Genomic DNA, 17188 nt, shown 5'->3' with positions numbered 1-17188 from the left:
CGGCGCGAGCGCCGGCGGCATCGGGTTCAGGCTCGGGGTGGCTCGGGTAGCGGTGGCCCGTGCAGGCTGGCGAAGGACGCCGTGTCGGGCCAAGCCGGTGCCGCACGCGTCGCGCTTGGCGCCGCGATGGTGATCGCGATCGGCAACAGAGAGGCGACGCTGGCGAGGCAGAGCGCCATCAACGGGCAGCCGGCCTTGGCGCAGTCCGGCTTGTCCGCCTTCTCCGGCGGGCAGCAGGGCATGTCGTCCATGTTCATGCCGCCCATGTCCATGCCGGCATGGTCCATGGCGGGCATCGGCTCGTGCGAGCCGCGGGCCTGAACCGTCGCGAACGCGTGCATGCCCGCGGCGGCCGCGGAGGCGGTCACCGGCGTCAGGGCTAGGCTGAGAACCGCCAGGAGCGGGAGCAGCCGCCAGAGGGCGAGCCAGAACGTCACGAATCGACGATGCCAGTTTTTAGGGTAAGCATAAAGCCTTCCGGCCTCCCGCACGTAGCAGTTGGCCCGGATAAGGCTTTCCACGATGGGAAGGTCAACCCTGTGAGGGTAGCCTGCCTTACGGTCGTCGAGAATCACGCCCTAGGGGACTATGCGTCGCCCGATCGGCTCTGCGTTAGATGGCTAGATCATGGAGCGGATGCGGGCGGCCATCGTGTCGACGGCGAATGGCTTGGTCAAGACCGCCATGCCCGGTACGAGATGCCTGTTTTCGAGAATATAATTCGCGGCGTAGCCGGTGGTGAACGGCACCTTCAGGTCGGGCCGGGAGACACGACCCACATTGTCCATGTGTCCGCCGTCAGCGCTCGTGAGACGGATTGAGGCCCCTGCACGAACGGAGGATGGCTGGTTCATCGTAGCCCCAGGAGCGAAGATGAAACAGTCATCCAGGCTGGTGAAAAAGCCGGCAGAGACCGTGCTCAAGGACATCCGCCGGGCCACGCGCCGGCAGTTATCGGCGGAGGAGAAGATCCGCATCGTGCTGGAGGGCCTGCGCGGTGAGGACAGCATCGCCGGACTGTGTCGGCGCGAGAGCATCGTCTCGTCAATGTACTACGGCCGGTCCATGGAGTTCCTGGAAACTGGCAAGCGGCGGCTTGCCGGCGACACGCCCGTGCCGCAACTGCGGATGAGGTCAAGGACCTGCGCCGCGAGGCGGGCGCGCTGAAGGAGGTCGTGGCCGACCTCGTTCTGGAGAACCGCCTGCTCAAAGAAATGCATGAGCGGGGCTATGGACGACGAGGCATGAGGTATCCGGATTTCGCTGCCCCTGGGTTTGGCGAGCCCGGCGCATAAGCGGTCCGGAAGTCCCGGTGGTTCGCCAACGCCAACGGCCTATAGGGACCTTTCCCATCACATTGGGTCACCTCGGCCAGATCGAATCTTTCCCTGACGCTCGGGTGGACCAGGGCATCCTCCGGGATCTCCCGGACCTTCACCGGCCATCCCAGCCATCCCATGCGACGGGACAGCCAGCGGGGAAGGATGCCGGCGATGGAGTCGTGCATGCCGGCGACCTCGCAGTGCTGCATACCATCGGACGCCGGATGCAGGTGCAGCCGGCCGGTACCGGGCTCTCCGGACACCATCCCGTCGACCCGAAGCGGATCCGGGATCTTGGTGGCCTGCTCCACCATCCACTGCAAGGCGACGTCGGACAGCCGGCTCTCGGCTTCGGGGTAGCTGCCGCCGATGTCGGAGTGGTTGCCGGCGAACCACATCTGGATGAGCGGATCAGGCTCGCCCTGGACCTTTTTCCGCACCCCGTCCCGGCTGCCCCACCTGACCCGCGGGAAGTCGGCGCGGGTCTCGTCGATGGAGAGGGCATGCCGGGCATAGCCGACATGGCCGCTCAGCAGTTGGTCGTAGTTCCCGGAGCGCCATTGCGCGATGTGCCAGCGCGCCTTCCCGTTCACCGGTGAGTTGGTGATGGTCTTGACCGCTGTCGGCAGCCAACGCCAGAGGACGAACGCCGCAGTGAGCGAGAGGGTGGCCAGGAACGGGCGCCAGTAGCCGGTGCCGAACGCTAGGTCGGACAGGACGGCGGGCACGGCTGCAACCAGCACGGCCAGGATCGTCAGGCCGGCCGCGATGCCCCACCACTTGGGTCCGGTCGCGCCGAGCGAGGCGACGGTGTCGAACACGCCGATGAAGTGCGGTGCCACGTTCGAGGAAAGATCGTCACCCGACCTGTACTTGCGCCGGAATCGCCTCGCCAACTCGAACCGGTCCTTCTCGTAGTCGCCGCCCCGCGGTGAACCCGCGCCGTACTCATAGACCTTGATCACCGCCTCATCCGCGATGTCCCGCGTCGCCTTGCGGAAGCGTGGAAGGTCTCCGCCCGGCACTTTCGTCGGGACGCCGCACAGGAACAGAACGTTGGCCACGCAACGGGCCGTGTAGGCCCCTCGGCTGAAGCCGATCAGGTAGATGCGGTCGCCGGGCTCGTAGTGGTTGATGACGAACTCGTAGCAGTCGGCGATGTTCTTCGTGATACCCAGGCCGGTCACCGAGGACAGCAGCTTCTGCAGTCGGCGGTAGGCACCGACGAAACCCGGGGCCGAGCCGTCCGTGCCGAGGCCGGCGTCGTAGAAGGCGACCTGCTCGCGCGGGTCGATGCCGCTGTCCGGCCCGACCCGGCAGACGCGGTAGAGCTTGTAGACGTTGCTGAGGCGCTGTTCCTCGCGGAGGCCACCTTCCTGGCCGGTGCCATCCGAGAAGACCACGATGTTCTTGGCCACGCCCCCCTCCTGCAGCCGGGATGGTCCTGGAATGGAACCCATCTTGCGAGGCTGGATCGCGTCCGACGCCCAGTCAGACCCGTTAAGCCCAGCTTCGGGAGTCGCAACCGCTAGGTTCTTTGTTTGTTCCCAATCTGAAACCAGAGTGTTCGCGCTGACGGAGGCCATGGCCTCCGAGCAGGAAGCCCGGCGGGCGAAGTCGCGCCCTGCACGCGAACAACCTCACCCCTGACACTAAGGCGGCCGGAATGGCGGCCGGGACCTAACCCCCTACCGGCGGCCGGCCCCGCCGGTACCCGGATTTGAACCTCGCTCACCGGACCGAACGGTTGGGGCGGATACATCCAAGGACTTTCGTCGGGGCGCCATCCGTTGAGCGCCAAAAAGCTCATGGTCTGCCCGCGTGGATGTGCTATGCACCCCGTATCATGTCGGCCACCCGGTCCTTTTGGCGTTCGTTGCTCACGGTCTTCCAGATCGTGTCGCTTGCCGCCTTTTCGGTGGCGGGTGCGGGACACTCGCACGCGGGGGAGCTTCACGTCGGACACGACACGTCCGTCTCGGTCGGGTACCAAGTGACTGGAGGGCCAGGTCAGGTTGACGACATGGTGGGCCATGCCGACCGAAGCGCCGAAGAGTCGGTGGCTGGTCCTTGCGGCCTTTGCTGCCCAGCGTCGTTCGCGCGCTGGGACTGCTTGACCGTCGTGGTTGCCTGGAAGCCCGAGCGAACGTTGGCTGGCGTCCGCAAAGTCACGTTCGACAGCGTGGTTCCTGAGACGCTTCCTGAACCCCCTCGAACCTTCGCCTGAGGTCCGCGCTCCAACGCGCGCCCTGAGCGGCTGTCCGTGAACGACAGCCGCCAGCCTCCTTTACGCGAAGGCTCGATCATCCCATGCGTGTTCTCTACGCCTCCGCCCTGCGGACGGCTCTCCTGGCGTTTGGCCTCTGGGCCGGTGCGCCGACGCTCGCCGTCGCCCATGAGGGGCACGACCACGGCAACGAGGCGCAGGCTCCGGCGGCGGCTACAGCGCCGCGCAGTACGTCGAGCACCGACGCGCTCGAATTGGTCGCCATCGTCCGAAGCGGCCGCTTGGCCGTGTTCCTCGACCGTGTGGGCACCAACGAGCCTGTGACGGACGCCGTCGTCCGAGCCGAGACGCCGGACGGCTCCGTCACCGCCTCGCCCATGCCGGACGGCAGCTACGCGGTCGATGCACATTAGAGCCTGCACCCCGGCGAGCACGAGGTGCTCTTCACCGTGACCGCGGCAGGCTCAACCGACATGTTTCCGGTTACGTTGACGGTGCGGGAGGCACCGCCGCCAAAGTCTGAGGCGGGTGTCTCCGCGTGGGCATCCGGCCTCGCCGCGGCCCACGACTTTCAGCGCCACCTGAAGGAGGCCGACCCGCTGCCGCTGGCCATCGGCGGCACCGGCTTCCTTCTCGGCATCGCGGTCACGCTCCTGATGAAGGGGCGCCGTTACTTGCCGGCCACTGCCCTCGTCGCCCTCATCGTCGCCCTCGCGTTCGCGCCGCGCGCCTTCGCGGGCGAGGGGCACGGTCACGGGAGTGCCCCCGGATCGCAAACCACCCTCATGGCCGCCCCGGCGCCGGGGGGACAGGACTTGGCGCGACGTCAACCGGACGGGTCGATCTTCGTGCCCAAGCCCACCCAGAGGGTACTGGCCGTGCGCACGGTGGTGACATCCTCCGACATCATGCGCCGCACCGTCGAGCTGCCGGGGCGCATCGTGCCCGATCCGAGTGCCAGCGGGGTCGTGCAGTCCTCGGTCGGCGGCCGGCTCTCGCCGCCGGAATCCGGGACCTTCCCGCGGCTCGGCACGCGGGTGCGCAAGGGCGAGGTGCTGGCCTACGTCACGCCGCCGGTGCAGGCGGTCGACGCCTCCGACATGCGCCAACGCCAGGGCGAACTCGACCAGCAGATCGCAGTCACCGAGCGACGGGTCGAACGTTACCGCAAGCTCGCACCGGGCGGCGCCGTATCGCAGGTGCAACTGGAGGACGCCCAGGCCGAGCTGAAGGGTCTGCTCGACCGCCGCGCCGCCCTCGACACAATCCGCCAGCAGCCCGAAGCACTCAAGGCGCCGGTCGACGGCGTGATCGCCGAGGCGACCGCCGTGGCCGGGCAGATGGCGAGCCCCGGCGTGCAGGTGTTCCAGATCGTCGACCCGACCCGCCTCTGGGTCGAGGCGCTGAGCTTCGACGCCCTCACCGGCGGCCAGCACGCCACCGCCCGCCTTGCCGACGGTCGCATGCTGCGCCTCGCCTACATGGGCGCAGGGCTCGCCGACCGCAGCCAAGCCGTGCCGATGCACTTCGCCGTCGAAGGCGCGCCGTCGGAATTGCGGACCGGGCAGTTCGTCACCGTGCTGGCCGCAACCGACGCACAGCAGAAGGGGTTGGCGCTTCCGCGCATGAGCGTGGTGCGTGGCGGCAACGGCCAAAGCATCGTCTACGAGCACACCGCGCCTGAGCGCTTCGAGCCCCGCGAGGTGCGGGTCGAGCCGCTCGATGCGGGGCAGGTTCTGGTCGTCTCCGGGCTCGCCGCGGGCAAGCGGATCGTGACCCAAGGCGCCGAACTCCTCAACCAGGTCCGCTGAGGAGGCCAACCCGTGTTCACGCTCCTCGTCACGCAATCCCTGCGCAACCGCCTCCTCGTACTGGCGCTCGCCGCGGTGCTCGTCATCTACGGTGCCTTCACCGCGACCAAGCTTCCGGTCGACGTATTCCCGGACCTCAATCGGCCGACGGTGACGATCATGACCGAGGCCGAGGGACTCGCCCCCCAGGAAGTCGAGCAGCTCGTCACGTTCCCGGTCGAGACGCAGATGAACGGCCTGCCGGGCGTGACCCGGGTGCGTTCCGTGTCCGGCGTCGGCCTCTCGGTGATCTACGTCGAGTTCGACTGGGGCACCGACATCTACCGCAACCGCCAGCAGGTCGCCGAGCGCCTCGCGATGGTGCGCCCGCAACTACCCCCAAACGTCAACCCGATGATGGGTCCGGTCTCCTCGATCATGGGCCAGATCGTGATGGTCGCCCTCAACGGCGGCACGGTCTCGCCGATGCAATTGCGGGAACTCGCCGACTTCACCATCCGACCACGCCTGCTCTCGATCCCCGGCGTCGCCCAGGTGATCCCGATGGGCGGCGAGGTGCGCCAGTTCCGCGTCGCGCCCCAGCCGACGGCCCTGCGGGCGCTCGGCGTCACCCACGGCCAACTGGAGACGGCGCTGGCTCAGTTCGGCACCAACACCGGCGGCGGCTTCACCGACCAGTACGCCCGCGAGTACCTGATCCGGAACCTCGGCCGGAGCATGAGCCTCGACGACCTGCGCAACATGGTCGTCGCCACCGTCAACGGCCGACCGATCTACCTGCGGCAGGTGGCCGAGGTCTCCTTCGCGGCCCGGGTGAAGCGGGGTGATGCCGGTTACATGGGCGCGCCCGCGGTCGTGGTCTCGGTCGAGAAGCAGCCGGGCGTCGACACGGTGCGGCTCACCCGCGAGGTCGAAGCGGCCCTCGCGGAGATCACCGCCAGCCTGAACGCCTGCGGCCCCGACGCGGGCAAGGGCAGCTCGGATCGGACGGGTCCGTCCGTGGCCGAACCCGTCGGCGAGGCCTGCGCCTTTCGCGGCGTGCGCGCCGACCAGCTCATCTTCCGGCAGGCGAACTTCATCGAGACCTCGATCCGCAACGTCGAGACGGTGCTGATGGAGGCCGTCGTCGTCGTCGCGGTGGTGCTGTTCGCCTTCCTCTTGAACGTGCGCACCACCGCGATCTCGCTCACGGCGATCCCGGTCTCGATCCTGGCGACCGCGGTCGTGTTCCACCTCGCCGGGCTGTCGATCAATACGATGACCCTTGGCGGCCTCGCCATCGCCATCGGCGAACTCGTCGACGACGCGGTGGTCGACGTCGAAAACATTTTTCGGAGACTCGGCGAGAACCGTAAAGCGGGTAACCCCAAAAGCGTCTTCACAGTCGTGGTAGAGGCCTCGAACGAGGTGCGCTCCGGCATCGTCTACGCCACTATGGTGATCGTGCTGGTGTTCGTGCCGCTCTTCGCCCTGTCGGGCATCGAGGGCCGGCTCTTCGCCCCGCTGGGTCAGGCCTACATCGTCTCGATCCTGGCGAGCCTCCTCGTCTCCATCACCCTGACGCCGGTGCTGGCCTACTACCTGCTGCCGGGCCTCAAGCGACTGGAGGAGCATGACAGCCGATTCCTCAAGTGGCTTAAGCGCGGGAACGCCGCCCTGCTGCGCGGCCTGCTCGGGCATGGCCGGCCGGTCATGGCGGTCGCCGGTCTGGCGGTGGCGGCGGCCGGGCTCGCGGCGACCTTCCTGCCACGCACCTTCCTGCCGCCGTTCAACGAGGGCTCGTTCACGGTCAACATGACCTTCAACCCCGGCATCTCGCTGGCCGAGAGCAACCGGATCGGACTGGTGGCGGAACGGCTGCTCCTGGAGATGCAGGACGTGAAGTCCATCGGTCGCCGCACCGGCCGGGCCGAGCTCGACGAGCACGCGGAAGGCGTCCACTCCTCCGACCTTGAGATCGACCTGAAGCCGGGGTCGCGACCCAAGCCCGAACTCGTCACCGATATCCGCGGGCGCCTCGCGGTGCTGCCCGTCAGCGTCAACGTCGGCCAGCCGATCTCGCACCGGCTCGACCACATGCTCTCGGGCGTGCGCGCCGAGATCGCGCTCAAGATCTTCGGCGAGGATCTCGACACCCTGCGCGCGCTCGCCGAGGACACGAGGGCGCGGCTCTCGGACATCCCCGGCCTCGCCGACCTCCAGGTCGAGAAGCAGGTGCTCATCCCCCAGTTGGAAATTCGCGTCGACTATGCCCGCGCGGCCCTCTACGGCGTCCAACCCGCGGCCCTGGTCGAGCAGTTGAGCCGCCTGTCGAACGGGCAGGTGGTCTCGCGGGTGGTGGACGGCTACCGCCGCTTCGACGTGGTGATGCGCCTCTCCGACACGATGCGCACGACCCAGCGCCTCGGCGACCTCCTCATCGAGACCCCGTCCGGCTGGGTGCCGGCCCGCCAGATCGCCGACATCCGCGAGACCGACGGGCCGAACCAGATCCTGCGCGAGAACGCCCGGCGCCGCATCGTCGTGCAAGCCAACACCCAACCCGGCTCCGACATGGGAAAGATCGTCCAGGCCATCCAGGAGAAGGTCGCCGCGGCGAACTTGCCCAACGGGTACACCACGAGCCTGGAGGGCTCTTTCCAGGCCCAGGCAGAGGCGAGCCGGACCATCGGCCTGCTGTCGCTGCTCTCCCTCGCCCTGGTCTTCGCGCTGCTCTACTCCCGTTACCGCTCGGTCGTCTTCACGCTGATCATCCTAGGCAGCATCCCGCTCGCCCTGATCGGCTCGGTGGCCGCCCTTTGGATAGCCGGGCAGCCACTCTCGGTCGCCTCGATGATCGGCTTCATCACGCTGACCGGCATCGCCACCCGCAACGGCATCCTCAAGATCAGCCACTACCTGAACCTTGCCATCCACGAGGGCATGCCGTTCGGGCGCGACCTCGTCATCCGCGGCAGCTTGGAGCGGCTGGCGCCGGTCCTGATGACGGCGCTCTCGGCGGGCGTCGCCCTGGTGCCGCTGATGATCGGCGCCGACGCGCCGGGCAAGGAGATCCTGCACCCCGTGGCGGTGACGATCTTCGGCGGCCTGATCAGTGCGACGCTGCTCGACACCGTGCTGACCCCGGTGCTGTTCCTGACCTTCGGCCGCAAGCCCCTGGAGCGGCTGCGGGACGAGGCCCGTCACCGCCCCGAGGCTTCACCCGAGGCACCGAGAAGTTCGCCCGTCGAGGCGTTCTGAGACCTTCCCGACCCCCGAGAAAGGACATCGTCATGCGCTCCCCCTTCCGCCTCGCCGTCGTTGCCGTCGCCATCGCCCTCGCGTCGCCCTGCCTCGCCGCCGGCCCGAACGGCGGCCAGACGACGGTCGCCGATGGACATCCCGTCGAGTTCGTCGCGACCGAGACCGGCATCACCTTCTTCGTGACCGGTGAGGACGGCAAGCCGGTCGAGACCGCCGGCCTCTCGGCCAAGGCATTCGTGCAGGTCGGAGGCAAGACGGAGACGCTGACCCTGAAGCCGGGGGCGCCGAACAAGCTCATGGCCGACCTTAAGGCCCCGCTGGCGGCGGGAGCGAAGGTCGTGCTGTCCGCGAAGATGCACGGGCACAACATCCAGGCGCGGTTCGAGAAGCAGTAGGGCCGTCGGTGGGGCGGCCCGTGCGGTTCCTTCCGCGCAGGCCGCCTCGGCCCGGCTACCTCCGGGTCAGGACAAATGGCCCAGGAGCACCAGGAAGCCCAGGAGCAGGAAGCACACCGCCAGCACCTTGACGAGGTCGCGTCCCGCCCGCCTTCTGACGTGCGGACGGGCACGACGCCTGCCGCGCGGCTTGGACTCCCATCTCTCGATTTCCCGGGCCAGCTTCTTGCCTACCATGGCCGCGCCGCCTCAGACGGGAAGGTGCGGGAACTCCGCGGAGAGTGCCTCGTCCTCGACCTGGACGGTGACGTGCTCGATGCCGTGCCGCTCCTTCATTAGGCCCCGCACGGCACGGATCACCGCCGGCCCGCCGGCGACGTCGTCGACCACCACGTGCCCGCTCATCGCGTCGAAGCCCGACGTCAACGTCCAGGCATGCAGGTCGTAGGCGCGGCGCACCCCCGGCATCGCCTCGATCTCGGTCTTCAGGGCGGCGAGGTCCACGCCGGGAGGCGTGCCCTCCAACAGGATGTGAAGGGCTTCGCTCAGCAGTCGCCAGGTCCGGGGTACGATGAACAGGCCTATGCCGGCGCCGATGAGAGGATCGACCCAGGTCCAGCCCGTGCCCATCACAACGAGGGCCGCGAGGATGACGCCGACCGAGCCCAGCATGTCCGAAAAGACTTCGAAGTAGGCGCCCTTCACGTTGAGGCTCTCGGACGAGCCGCCCGACAGCAGCTTCATGCTGGCGAGGTTCACGCCCAGCCCAACCAGCGCCACCAGCATCATCGGCCAGCCGAGGATCTCGGTCGGCTCCACGAAGCGCCGATAGGCCTCGTAGAGGATGTAGGCGGTGACCCCGAGCAGCACGACGGCGTTGGCGAGCGCCGCGAGGATCTCGAAGCGCATATACCCGAAGCTCTTGCCCGCCGTCGGCGCCTTGGCCGCGTAGTGAATGGCGAGCAACGCCAGGGCGAGGCCGCCGGCGTCCGTGACCATGTGCGCGGCATCCGCCAGGAGCGCGAGGCTGCCGGTGAGCAGGCCGCCGACGACCTCGGCGAACATGTAGGTCAAGGTCAGCCCGAGCGCCCAGGCGAGGCGTCCCTTGTTGCGGGCCGCAGCCGAGCCCGAGGGAATGCCGCCGCCGTGCGAATGCCCATGGCCGCCGCCGTGTGCGTGTCCGTGTCCCATATGCCGATCCCAGGTTTGCGATGATGTGTCCGACCGCGGGTTTCAGGGCGCGATTCCGCCGATCAGGTCGGCCACGTGTGCGCCAGCCGGATGCCCGGCCTCGACGTGGTGCGTCCCGGAACAGGCCTGGTATCCGGGGCCGAACGTCGTCATGACGAGTTCGCGCCGTCCGTCCGCGGTTTCGCGGCTGGCCAGCAGCGCCTGCCCACCGGGCCAGAGTTCCGCATCCGCCGTCGGTCCCGGCTCGGGTTCGCCGTAGCGGCGAACGCCTTCGTCGTGGATGGCCCGACGCGCTTTCGCGAGGTCGTCGCCGGAGAGTGGCACGCCGACCCAGACCACCTGCTGCAGCCCCTCGGTCCGGCAGATCACCAGGATGACCTCGGCCGTCCCGGGTCCCGTGGCTGGCCGCCAACCCTGCGGGTAGTACAGGGCCGTCAAGTTCGCCTCGCGGTCGACCTTCAGCGGACGGGGCACTTCGGAGAGCGGTCCCCACGCAAGGCCGAACGGCGCCTCGCCCGCATCGGCGGCGAGGGCCGGGACGACCGCGAATGCGGCCGCGTGAAGGACGCGCAGGTGCCACCTCATCGCTCGGTCTCCCGTCGGACCCGGTTCCTAGGACGCGGGTCCACGCAGTCGGTGGTAGAGGGCACGAACCGCGTCCGAGTAATCGGTGGCCGGATTGGCCGCGCAGAACGTCCGTAGGAAGTCCGCCTGGGCGGCCAAGGGCATGGAGGGCGGCGCGAGGTCCAAGCCCTCGTCGACCCCGTCCGGCGCCCGGATCAGCGCGCCGCTCATGAATCCCTGCGCCCAGGCGAAGTAGTCGCGCTCCATGGCCGGCTGCGCCGCGGCATCCGCGCCGAACCGGGCACAGGAGGCGGCACCGATGCCGACGATCTTGGTCGGCTCGGCCTGAACGGCCATGGTCAAGCCGAACCACACGAGCATGCCCGACCGGACCCTTCCCATCGGGGCTACTCCGCCGCCTTGAGTTGGCGAGGAACCGACGGCGCCGGGCGCTCAGCCGCTGCCGTGGTCTCGACCCTGCCGAAGCGCGCGTACAGGGCCGGCAGGACGACCAAGGTCAGCAAGGTGGCGCTGATCAGGCCACCGATGACCACGGTCGCGAGCGGCCGCTGGATCTCGGCGCCGGTTTCCGTGGCGATGGCCATCGGCACGAAGCCGAGCGAGGCGACGAGCGCCGTCATCGCCACCGGCCGCAGCCGGATCATGGCGCCTTCGAGGATGGCCTCGCGCTTGGGCCGTCCCTCGGCGACGAGTTGCTTGATGAAGGTCAGCATCACGAGGCCGTTCAGCACCGCCACGCCCGAGAGCGCGATGAACCCGACCGCCGCCGGCACCGAGATGGGCATGCCCCGCAGCCACAGCGCCGCGATGCCGCCGGTCAGGGCCAGGGGCACCGCGCTGAACACCAGCAGGGCGTCCCGGGGCGAGCCCAGCGCCGAGTAGAGCAGCAGGAAGATGAGGAAGAAGCAGACCGGCACCACGATCATGAGACGTTGCTTGGCGGAGGCGAGGTTCTCGAACTGGCCACCCCAGGTGACGTAGTAACCGGACGGAAGCTGGACCTGTGCGGCGACCTTTCCTTGCGCCTCCGCCACCAGCGAGCCGATGTCGCGGCCGCGCACGTTGGCCGTCACCACGACCCGACGCTTGCCGTTCTCGCGCGAGATCTGGTTCGGCCCCTCGGTCACCGAGAACGACGCCACCTGCTTGAGCAGGACCGAACTCGCCCGTCCGTTCAGCCCCGGAGGAAGCGGCACCGGGATGTTCTCCAATGCCTCGCGGTCCTCGCGCACCTTGTCGTTCAGGCGCACGACGATGGGGAAGCGCCGGTCGCCCTCGAACACCACGCCCGCATCCTTGCCGCCGATGGCCGCGCCGATGACCTCCTGGATGGCGCCGACGCTGAGCCCGTAGCGGGCGGCCTCGGCCTTGTTGATCTTGATTTCCAGGAACGGCAGGCCGGCGGTCTGCTCGACCTTGACGTCCTCGGCCCCGGTGATGCCGCGCAGCACCTGGGCGACCTGATTGGCCGCCTTGAGCATCGGCTCGAACTCCTCGCCGAACACCTTCACGGCGAGGTCGCCGCGGGTGCCGGCCAAGAGCTCGTTGAAACGCAGCTGGATCGGCTGGGAGAACTCGTAGACGTTGCCGGCGAGTTCGCCGACCGCCTTCTCGATCTGCTCCTGCAGGTCCGCCTTGGACAGGCTCGGGTCGGGCCATTCCTCCTGAGGCTTCAGGATGACGAAAGTGTCCGACGAGTTCGGCGGCATCGGGTCCGATGCGACCTCCGCCGTGCCGGTTTTCGAGAAGACGTAGGCAACCTGCGGGAATTTTGACACGGCCTGCTCGACCTTCAGCTGCATCGCTTGGGACTGGGTCAGCGAGGTCGAGGGGATGCGTGTGGCGTTGAGCGCGATGCTTTTCTCGTCGAGCTGCGGGATGAACTCGGTGCCCAGGCGTGTGGAGAGGATTCCCGCACCGACGAGGAGCAGGAGCGCTCCGACGACGAAGGTGACGGGCGCGCGGACCGCAGCGGCCAGCACCGGGCGGTAGGCTGCCTTGAACGCACGGATGATGAAGTTGTCTTCCTCGGTGACCTTGCCGGTGATGACGATGGAAATCAGGGCGGGCACGAAAGTCAGCGAGAGGACGAAGGCGGCCACGAGCGCGATGATGACTGTCAGCGCCATCGGCTCGAACATCTTGCCCTCCACCCCGGTGAAGGTCAGGAGCGGGACGTAGACCAGGATGATGATGGCCTGCCCGTAGAGGGAGGGCTTGATCATCTCCTCGGCCGAGGCCCGCACAGTCTGCAGGCGCTCCTCGGTGTCGAGGCTCCGCCCGAGTTCGTGCTGCTTCTCGGCGAGGTGCCGCAGGGCGTTCTCGGTGATGATGACCGCCCCGTCGACGATCAGGCCGAAGTCGAGCGCGCCGAGGCTCATCAGGTTGGCCGAGATCTTCGCCTCGACCATCCCGGTCATGGTCATCAGCATGGCGACCGGGATGACGAGCGCCGTGATGATGGCCGCGCGGATGTTGCCGAGCAGCAGGAACAGGATGACGATGACGAGGGCGGCGCCCTCGGACAGGTTCTTGGCCACGGTCTTGATGGTGGCTTCGACGAGGCGGGTACGGTCGAGGACGGTCTGCACCTCGACCCCCGGCGGCAGCGACTTGCGGATCTGCTCCATGCGTGCGTCGACCGCGGCGGCGACCTTACGGCTGTTGTCGCCGATCAACATCAGGGCCGTGCCGATCACGACCTCCTGGCCGTTCTCGCTGCCGGAGCCGGTGCGCAAGTCCTTTCCGATGCGGACCTCGGCGATGTCCCGGATGCGCACCGGGACGCCGGCACGGGTGGCGACGACCACGTCGCCGATCTCGTCCATGCTCTCCAGGCGCCCGGCGGCGCGAACGACGTAGCCCTCGCCGTTGTCCTCCAGGTAGCGGGCGCCCTGGTTGGCGTTGTTCGTCTCCAGGGCGCGGGCGACGTCACCGAAGGACAGGTCGCGGGCGGCGAGCTTCGTTGGGTCCGGCTGGACGTGGTACTGCTTCTCGAAGCCGCCGATGCCGTCGATGCCGGCGACCCCCGGGACCGTCTTGATCTGGGGGCGGATGATCCAGTCCTGGACCGTGCGCAGGTAGGCGGTCTGCTCCAGTTCCGTCCTGAGGCTCTGACCTTCCGGCGACAGGTAGCTGCCGTCCGGCTGCCAACCGGGCTTGCCCGCGGCCGAGACCTTGCGCTCGCCCGGCTTCGCGTAATGGATCGACCACATGTATATCTCGCCCAGGCCGGTCGAGATCGGGCCCATGGCGGGCTCCGCGCCGGGCGGCAGGTCCTGCTTCACCTGCGAGAGGCGTTCGGCGACCTGCTGGCGCGCGAAGTAGATGTCGAGCTTCTCGGCGAAGACGGCGGTGACCTGCGAGAAGCCGTTGCGCGAGAGCGAGCGGGTGTATTCCAGCCCCTTGATGCCCGCGAGCGCGGTCTCGACCGGGTAGGTGACCTGCTTCTCGATGTCGACGGGCGAGAGCGAGGGCGCGGTCGTGTTGATCTGGACCTGGTTGTTGGTGATGTCCGGGACGGCGTCGATAGGCAGCTTGGTCACGGCATAGCCACCGAATCCAGCCGCCAACAGCGACAGCAGCAGCACGAGCCAGCGCTGGTGGACAGAGAAGTCGAGGATCTTCGAAATCATGTCCCGTCCCTCAATGCGCGTGGTCGGCTTCGCTCTTTCCGAGCTCGGCCTTGAGGAGGAAGGTGTTCTCGACGGCGATGGTCTCGCCGGGCTTGAGACCCGAGGCGACCTCGTAGGCGTCGTCGTCGGAGCGCCCGAGTTCGACCTCGCGCTTCTCGAAGCCCTCGTCCGTGCGGACGAAGACGACGCGCTTGCCCTCGACGGTCTGGAGGGCCGCCTTGGGCACGCTCACCGGAACGGTATCCCGCGAGATCTCGACCTCGGCGGTGACGTAGGTGCCCGGACGCCAGGCCATGTCCTTGTTCGGCAGGGCGACGATGACCTTGGCGGCACGCGTGTCGGCGGTGAGGAAAGGACTGACGAAGACGACCTTGCCCTTCTCGTGCTGCACGCCGCCCTCCTGGCCCGGCGCGACCGTGACGGACGCGCCTTCCTTGACCTTGGCGAGTTCCGAGGTCGGAACGGCAAGTTCGATCCACACCGTCGAAAGGTCGGCGACGGTGTAGAGGTCGGAGGGGTCGCCTTCCTTGCCCACCGCGGTGCCGACGTCGACCTTTCGCTCGACGATGCGCCCCGACATCGGCGAGCGCAGTTCGTACTGGCGCAGGCTCGACAGGTTCGGAGTGGTCTCGTCGCGCTTGGCCAGCTTGGCCACCGCCGTCGCGTCGAGCCCCAGCGCCGACAGCTTCTGCCGTGCCAGATCCTGGCGCAGCGTCGCCTCGGAATAGACGGCCTTGGCGTTCAGGAAGGCGCTCTCGGCCGAGATTCGCTTGTCCCAAAGCGCCTGCTGCCGGTCGAAGTTGGTCTTCTCCAGGTCGGCCTTCACCGAGGCGGTCAGGTACTCGCTCTTGGCGTCCGCGACCTCGCGGCTGTCGAGGACGGCGACGACCTCGTCCTTCTTGACGGCATCGCCCAGGCGTTTTCGCATCTCGGCGACGGTGCCGACGACCCGGGCCGGGACGCGCGCGATCCGGTCGGTGTCGGGCGTGATCGTGCCGGGCACCAGGATATGGCGCGACAGCATGGCACCCTCGGCTTTGGCCACCTTGATGTCCTGGTTCTCGATCTGCTCAGCGGTCATCTTGACATGACCTTCCTCGCCTTCGGCCTCGGAATGCTCGTGCTCGCCCTGGGTCTGCTGGCCCGTGGGCTTGGTGGTCGGCTTGCCGTGACCGTGTCCGTCGCCCGCGGCGTGGCCCGCCTCGCCGGGGGGAGACTCGGCGGATTTGGCGGCGGTGGGGCCGCTGGCGAGGGTGGAGACGGTCGGCGGCAAGCCGGCCGATATCAACAGCCCCTGGACGAAGCCGGAGACGGCGGGAACCGCAGCGCCCACGAGGACGCCGACGGCCAGGATGAGGGCGGTCAGGATGATGCGCATGATGCCTGCTCGGGCGTGCCGGGAGCCGATGACGACATGCCGGACGGTCGCGGTCGGAGACGTGAGGGGACGGCCCGGGTCGGTCGGACCCGGGTTCGTGACGCGCCGCCTTCGCGGCGTCACCTCAGGCGCGGGGCGGTCGTGGCAGCCGGTCGGGAGAGACCGAGGGCATCTTCTCGGACAATCTGGCGTAGAGGGGTCGCGCTCCATCGGGGAGCGGGGCATCACCGGCAACGGTCGTGCTCAAGGCGACATGGCAGCCGCAATGAACATGGTCGGCCGGCCCGTGGTCGGAGGCTTGATCCAGGCCGGGTGCCGTATCCGAGACGAACGAGAGTTCGCTCCTGTCATGGCCTTGATGGCTCCGGTGACAGGTAAGGTCGTCCGTGAGCCCGGTGGTCGGCATCGCGATGGCCAGCGCCAGGACGAGCGCGAGCGCGGCGGTTGCCCACCACCCCCTCATCGCCTCGAAGGCCATATGGCGCCACACTGAACTCATCACCGTCCTTATCTGCGATTCAGAGGCTGTGTCGCAAGCCGCGGCCGCCTCTCGTGGTGAAGGCATCCCTGGCCGGAGAATGCCACAACGGTTGCTTCACGCCCTGTTCAAAGTCGTCGGTGGACCCTCGTGCGATCAGAAAAGGGACATCCGACCATGAAAAGTCTCTTGATCGCCCTCATGACTGTCGCCGCCGCGTCGGCGCCCGTGGCCGCGTCGGCCCAATATTACGGCTACGGACCACCTCCCCACCATCACGAGGAGGTGCGTCGTCACCATCACGGCGACCACGATCACGTGGAGGTTCGTCGCCGTCATCACGACTACCGGGACGAGGACCGCCACGGCTTTGAGCGCCGCCATCACCACGACTTCGACGACTGAAGGTCTCGTAAGGACGGATCATGGTGGGCGCCCGCCCCGACTTTCGTCGAGGCGGGCGTTTCCACGATGCGTGAGGGGGCGGTCCCGCACCGTGAACTGTTATCCATGCAAGGGGACGCCGCAAGCGCATAGCCGAGGCTTACGGCCAGGAGCGCGAAGACGACGAGCAGGGGCAGCAACCGCATCGCGCATCTCCCGCTCATCGTGTCACCTTGTTGGAAGCTTACTTCTTGCCGGGCTTGTCCTGGCTGTGCCCATGTGCGTGGCCGTCGCCTTCACGATGCGCGGGCTTGCCGTCCGGGCCTTTCTCCTGCGCCTCCCGCACCCGCGGATCGTCACGGTGGGCGGGTCCGCCGGAGACGTCGCCCGAGTTCGGGACGCTGCGCTCCGGGTTGGAGGCGTTGCCGTGCCCGTCGACCGCAAGGGCGGGCGTCGCCGCTCCGGCCAGCATCGCGGCGGCGAAAACGGCGGCAAGCGTAGGCTTCATCGATCTGTCTCCGTTCCATCGGCCACATCGG

The 17188-nt window shown here is 68.1% G+C and carries 12 protein-coding genes and 3 pseudogenes; 5 read left to right on the top strand and 10 right to left on the bottom strand.

Annotated elements, in window-relative coordinates:
• Window positions 1-26: 26 nt before the first annotated feature.
• A complete protein-coding gene (locus tag MPPM_RS20325) occupies window positions 27-437 on the bottom strand; it encodes a hypothetical protein (protein WP_096487945.1) in 411 nt (136 codons plus the stop codon).
• A 183-nt stretch (window positions 438-620) separates the two neighbouring features.
• Window positions 621-779, bottom strand: a pseudogene (locus MPPM_RS28120) (response regulator); the annotation flags it as partial.
• A 94-nt stretch (window positions 780-873) separates the two neighbouring features.
• Here MPPM_RS28120 and MPPM_RS20320 point away from each other — a divergent pair.
• A pseudogene (locus tag MPPM_RS20320) lies at window positions 874-1256 on the top strand (IS3 family transposase); the annotation flags it as partial.
• Here MPPM_RS20320 and MPPM_RS20315 read toward each other — a convergent pair.
• On the bottom strand, window positions 1229-2740 hold the full coding sequence (locus MPPM_RS20315) for a T6SS phospholipase effector Tle1-like catalytic domain-containing protein (RefSeq protein WP_096486601.1): 1512 nt from the start codon (window positions 2738-2740) through the stop codon (window positions 1229-1231). The pseudogene MPPM_RS20320 and the gene MPPM_RS20315 overlap by 28 nt on opposite strands.
• 892 nt (window positions 2741-3632) lie before the next feature.
• Here MPPM_RS20315 and MPPM_RS20305 point away from each other — a divergent pair.
• From MPPM_RS20305 to MPPM_RS20295, 3 genes and pseudogenes are all read left to right on the top strand, one after another.
• Window positions 3633-5360: pseudogene (locus tag MPPM_RS20305) on the top strand (efflux RND transporter periplasmic adaptor subunit).
• 12 nt (window positions 5361-5372) lie between these two features.
• Complete coding sequence (locus MPPM_RS20300) at window positions 5373-8600, top strand: efflux RND transporter permease subunit (RefSeq protein ID WP_096486600.1); 3228 nt, start codon at window positions 5373-5375, stop codon at window positions 8598-8600.
• A 32-nt stretch (window positions 8601-8632) separates the two neighbouring features.
• Window positions 8633-8998, top strand: coding sequence for a hypothetical protein (locus tag MPPM_RS20295; protein WP_003596849.1), 366 nt, complete (start codon window positions 8633-8635; stop codon window positions 8996-8998).
• A gap of 249 nt (window positions 8999-9247) precedes the next feature.
• On the opposite strand, the gene MPPM_RS20290 is transcribed toward MPPM_RS20295, so the two are convergent.
• The 6 genes from MPPM_RS20290 to MPPM_RS20265 form a co-directional block, all read right to left on the bottom strand.
• Window positions 9248-10189 (bottom strand): cation diffusion facilitator family transporter, encoded by a 942-nt coding sequence (locus MPPM_RS20290; RefSeq protein WP_003596846.1) that lies wholly within the window; start codon window positions 10187-10189, stop codon window positions 9248-9250.
• A gap of 42 nt (window positions 10190-10231) precedes the next feature.
• On the bottom strand, window positions 10232-10774 hold the full coding sequence (locus tag MPPM_RS20285; protein ID WP_003596842.1) for a hypothetical protein: 543 nt from the start codon (window positions 10772-10774) through the stop codon (window positions 10232-10234).
• A gap of 27 nt (window positions 10775-10801) precedes the next feature.
• Window positions 10802-11155, bottom strand: a complete 354-nt coding sequence (locus tag MPPM_RS20280) for a hypothetical protein (protein ID WP_003596841.1) — start codon at window positions 11153-11155, stop codon at window positions 10802-10804.
• A gap of 5 nt (window positions 11156-11160) precedes the next feature.
• The gene (locus MPPM_RS20275) at window positions 11161-14409 is read right to left on the bottom strand and encodes an efflux RND transporter permease subunit (protein ID WP_096486599.1); all 3249 of its coding nucleotides are present in this window, start codon (window positions 14407-14409) and stop codon (window positions 11161-11163) included.
• Between the two features lie 10 nt (window positions 14410-14419).
• Window positions 14420-15787, bottom strand: coding sequence for an efflux RND transporter periplasmic adaptor subunit (locus MPPM_RS20270; protein ID WP_096486598.1), 1368 nt, complete (start codon window positions 15785-15787; stop codon window positions 14420-14422).
• A 124-nt stretch (window positions 15788-15911) separates the two neighbouring features.
• Window positions 15912-16286 (bottom strand): hypothetical protein, encoded by a 375-nt coding sequence (locus MPPM_RS20265; protein ID WP_096486597.1) that lies wholly within the window; start codon window positions 16284-16286, stop codon window positions 15912-15914.
• 156 nt (window positions 16287-16442) lie between these two features.
• On the opposite strand from MPPM_RS20265, the gene MPPM_RS20260 reads away from it, so the two are divergent.
• Complete coding sequence (locus MPPM_RS20260) at window positions 16443-16670, top strand: hypothetical protein (RefSeq protein WP_096486596.1); 228 nt, start codon at window positions 16443-16445, stop codon at window positions 16668-16670.
• Window positions 16671-16893: 223 nt separating this feature from the next.
• On the opposite strand, the gene MPPM_RS20255 is transcribed toward MPPM_RS20260, so the two are convergent.
• On the bottom strand, window positions 16894-17157 hold the full coding sequence (locus tag MPPM_RS20255) for a hypothetical protein (RefSeq protein ID WP_096486595.1): 264 nt from the start codon (window positions 17155-17157) through the stop codon (window positions 16894-16896).
• Window positions 17158-17188: the final 31 nt, after the last annotated feature.

The sequence above is a fragment of the Methylorubrum populi genome (genome assembly GCF_002355515.1).
Lineage (GTDB): Bacteria > Pseudomonadota > Alphaproteobacteria > Rhizobiales > Beijerinckiaceae > Methylobacterium > Methylobacterium populi_A.
The sequence above is the reverse complement of the archived record's forward strand: the minus strand, read 5'-3'. Positions and strand labels throughout refer to the sequence as shown.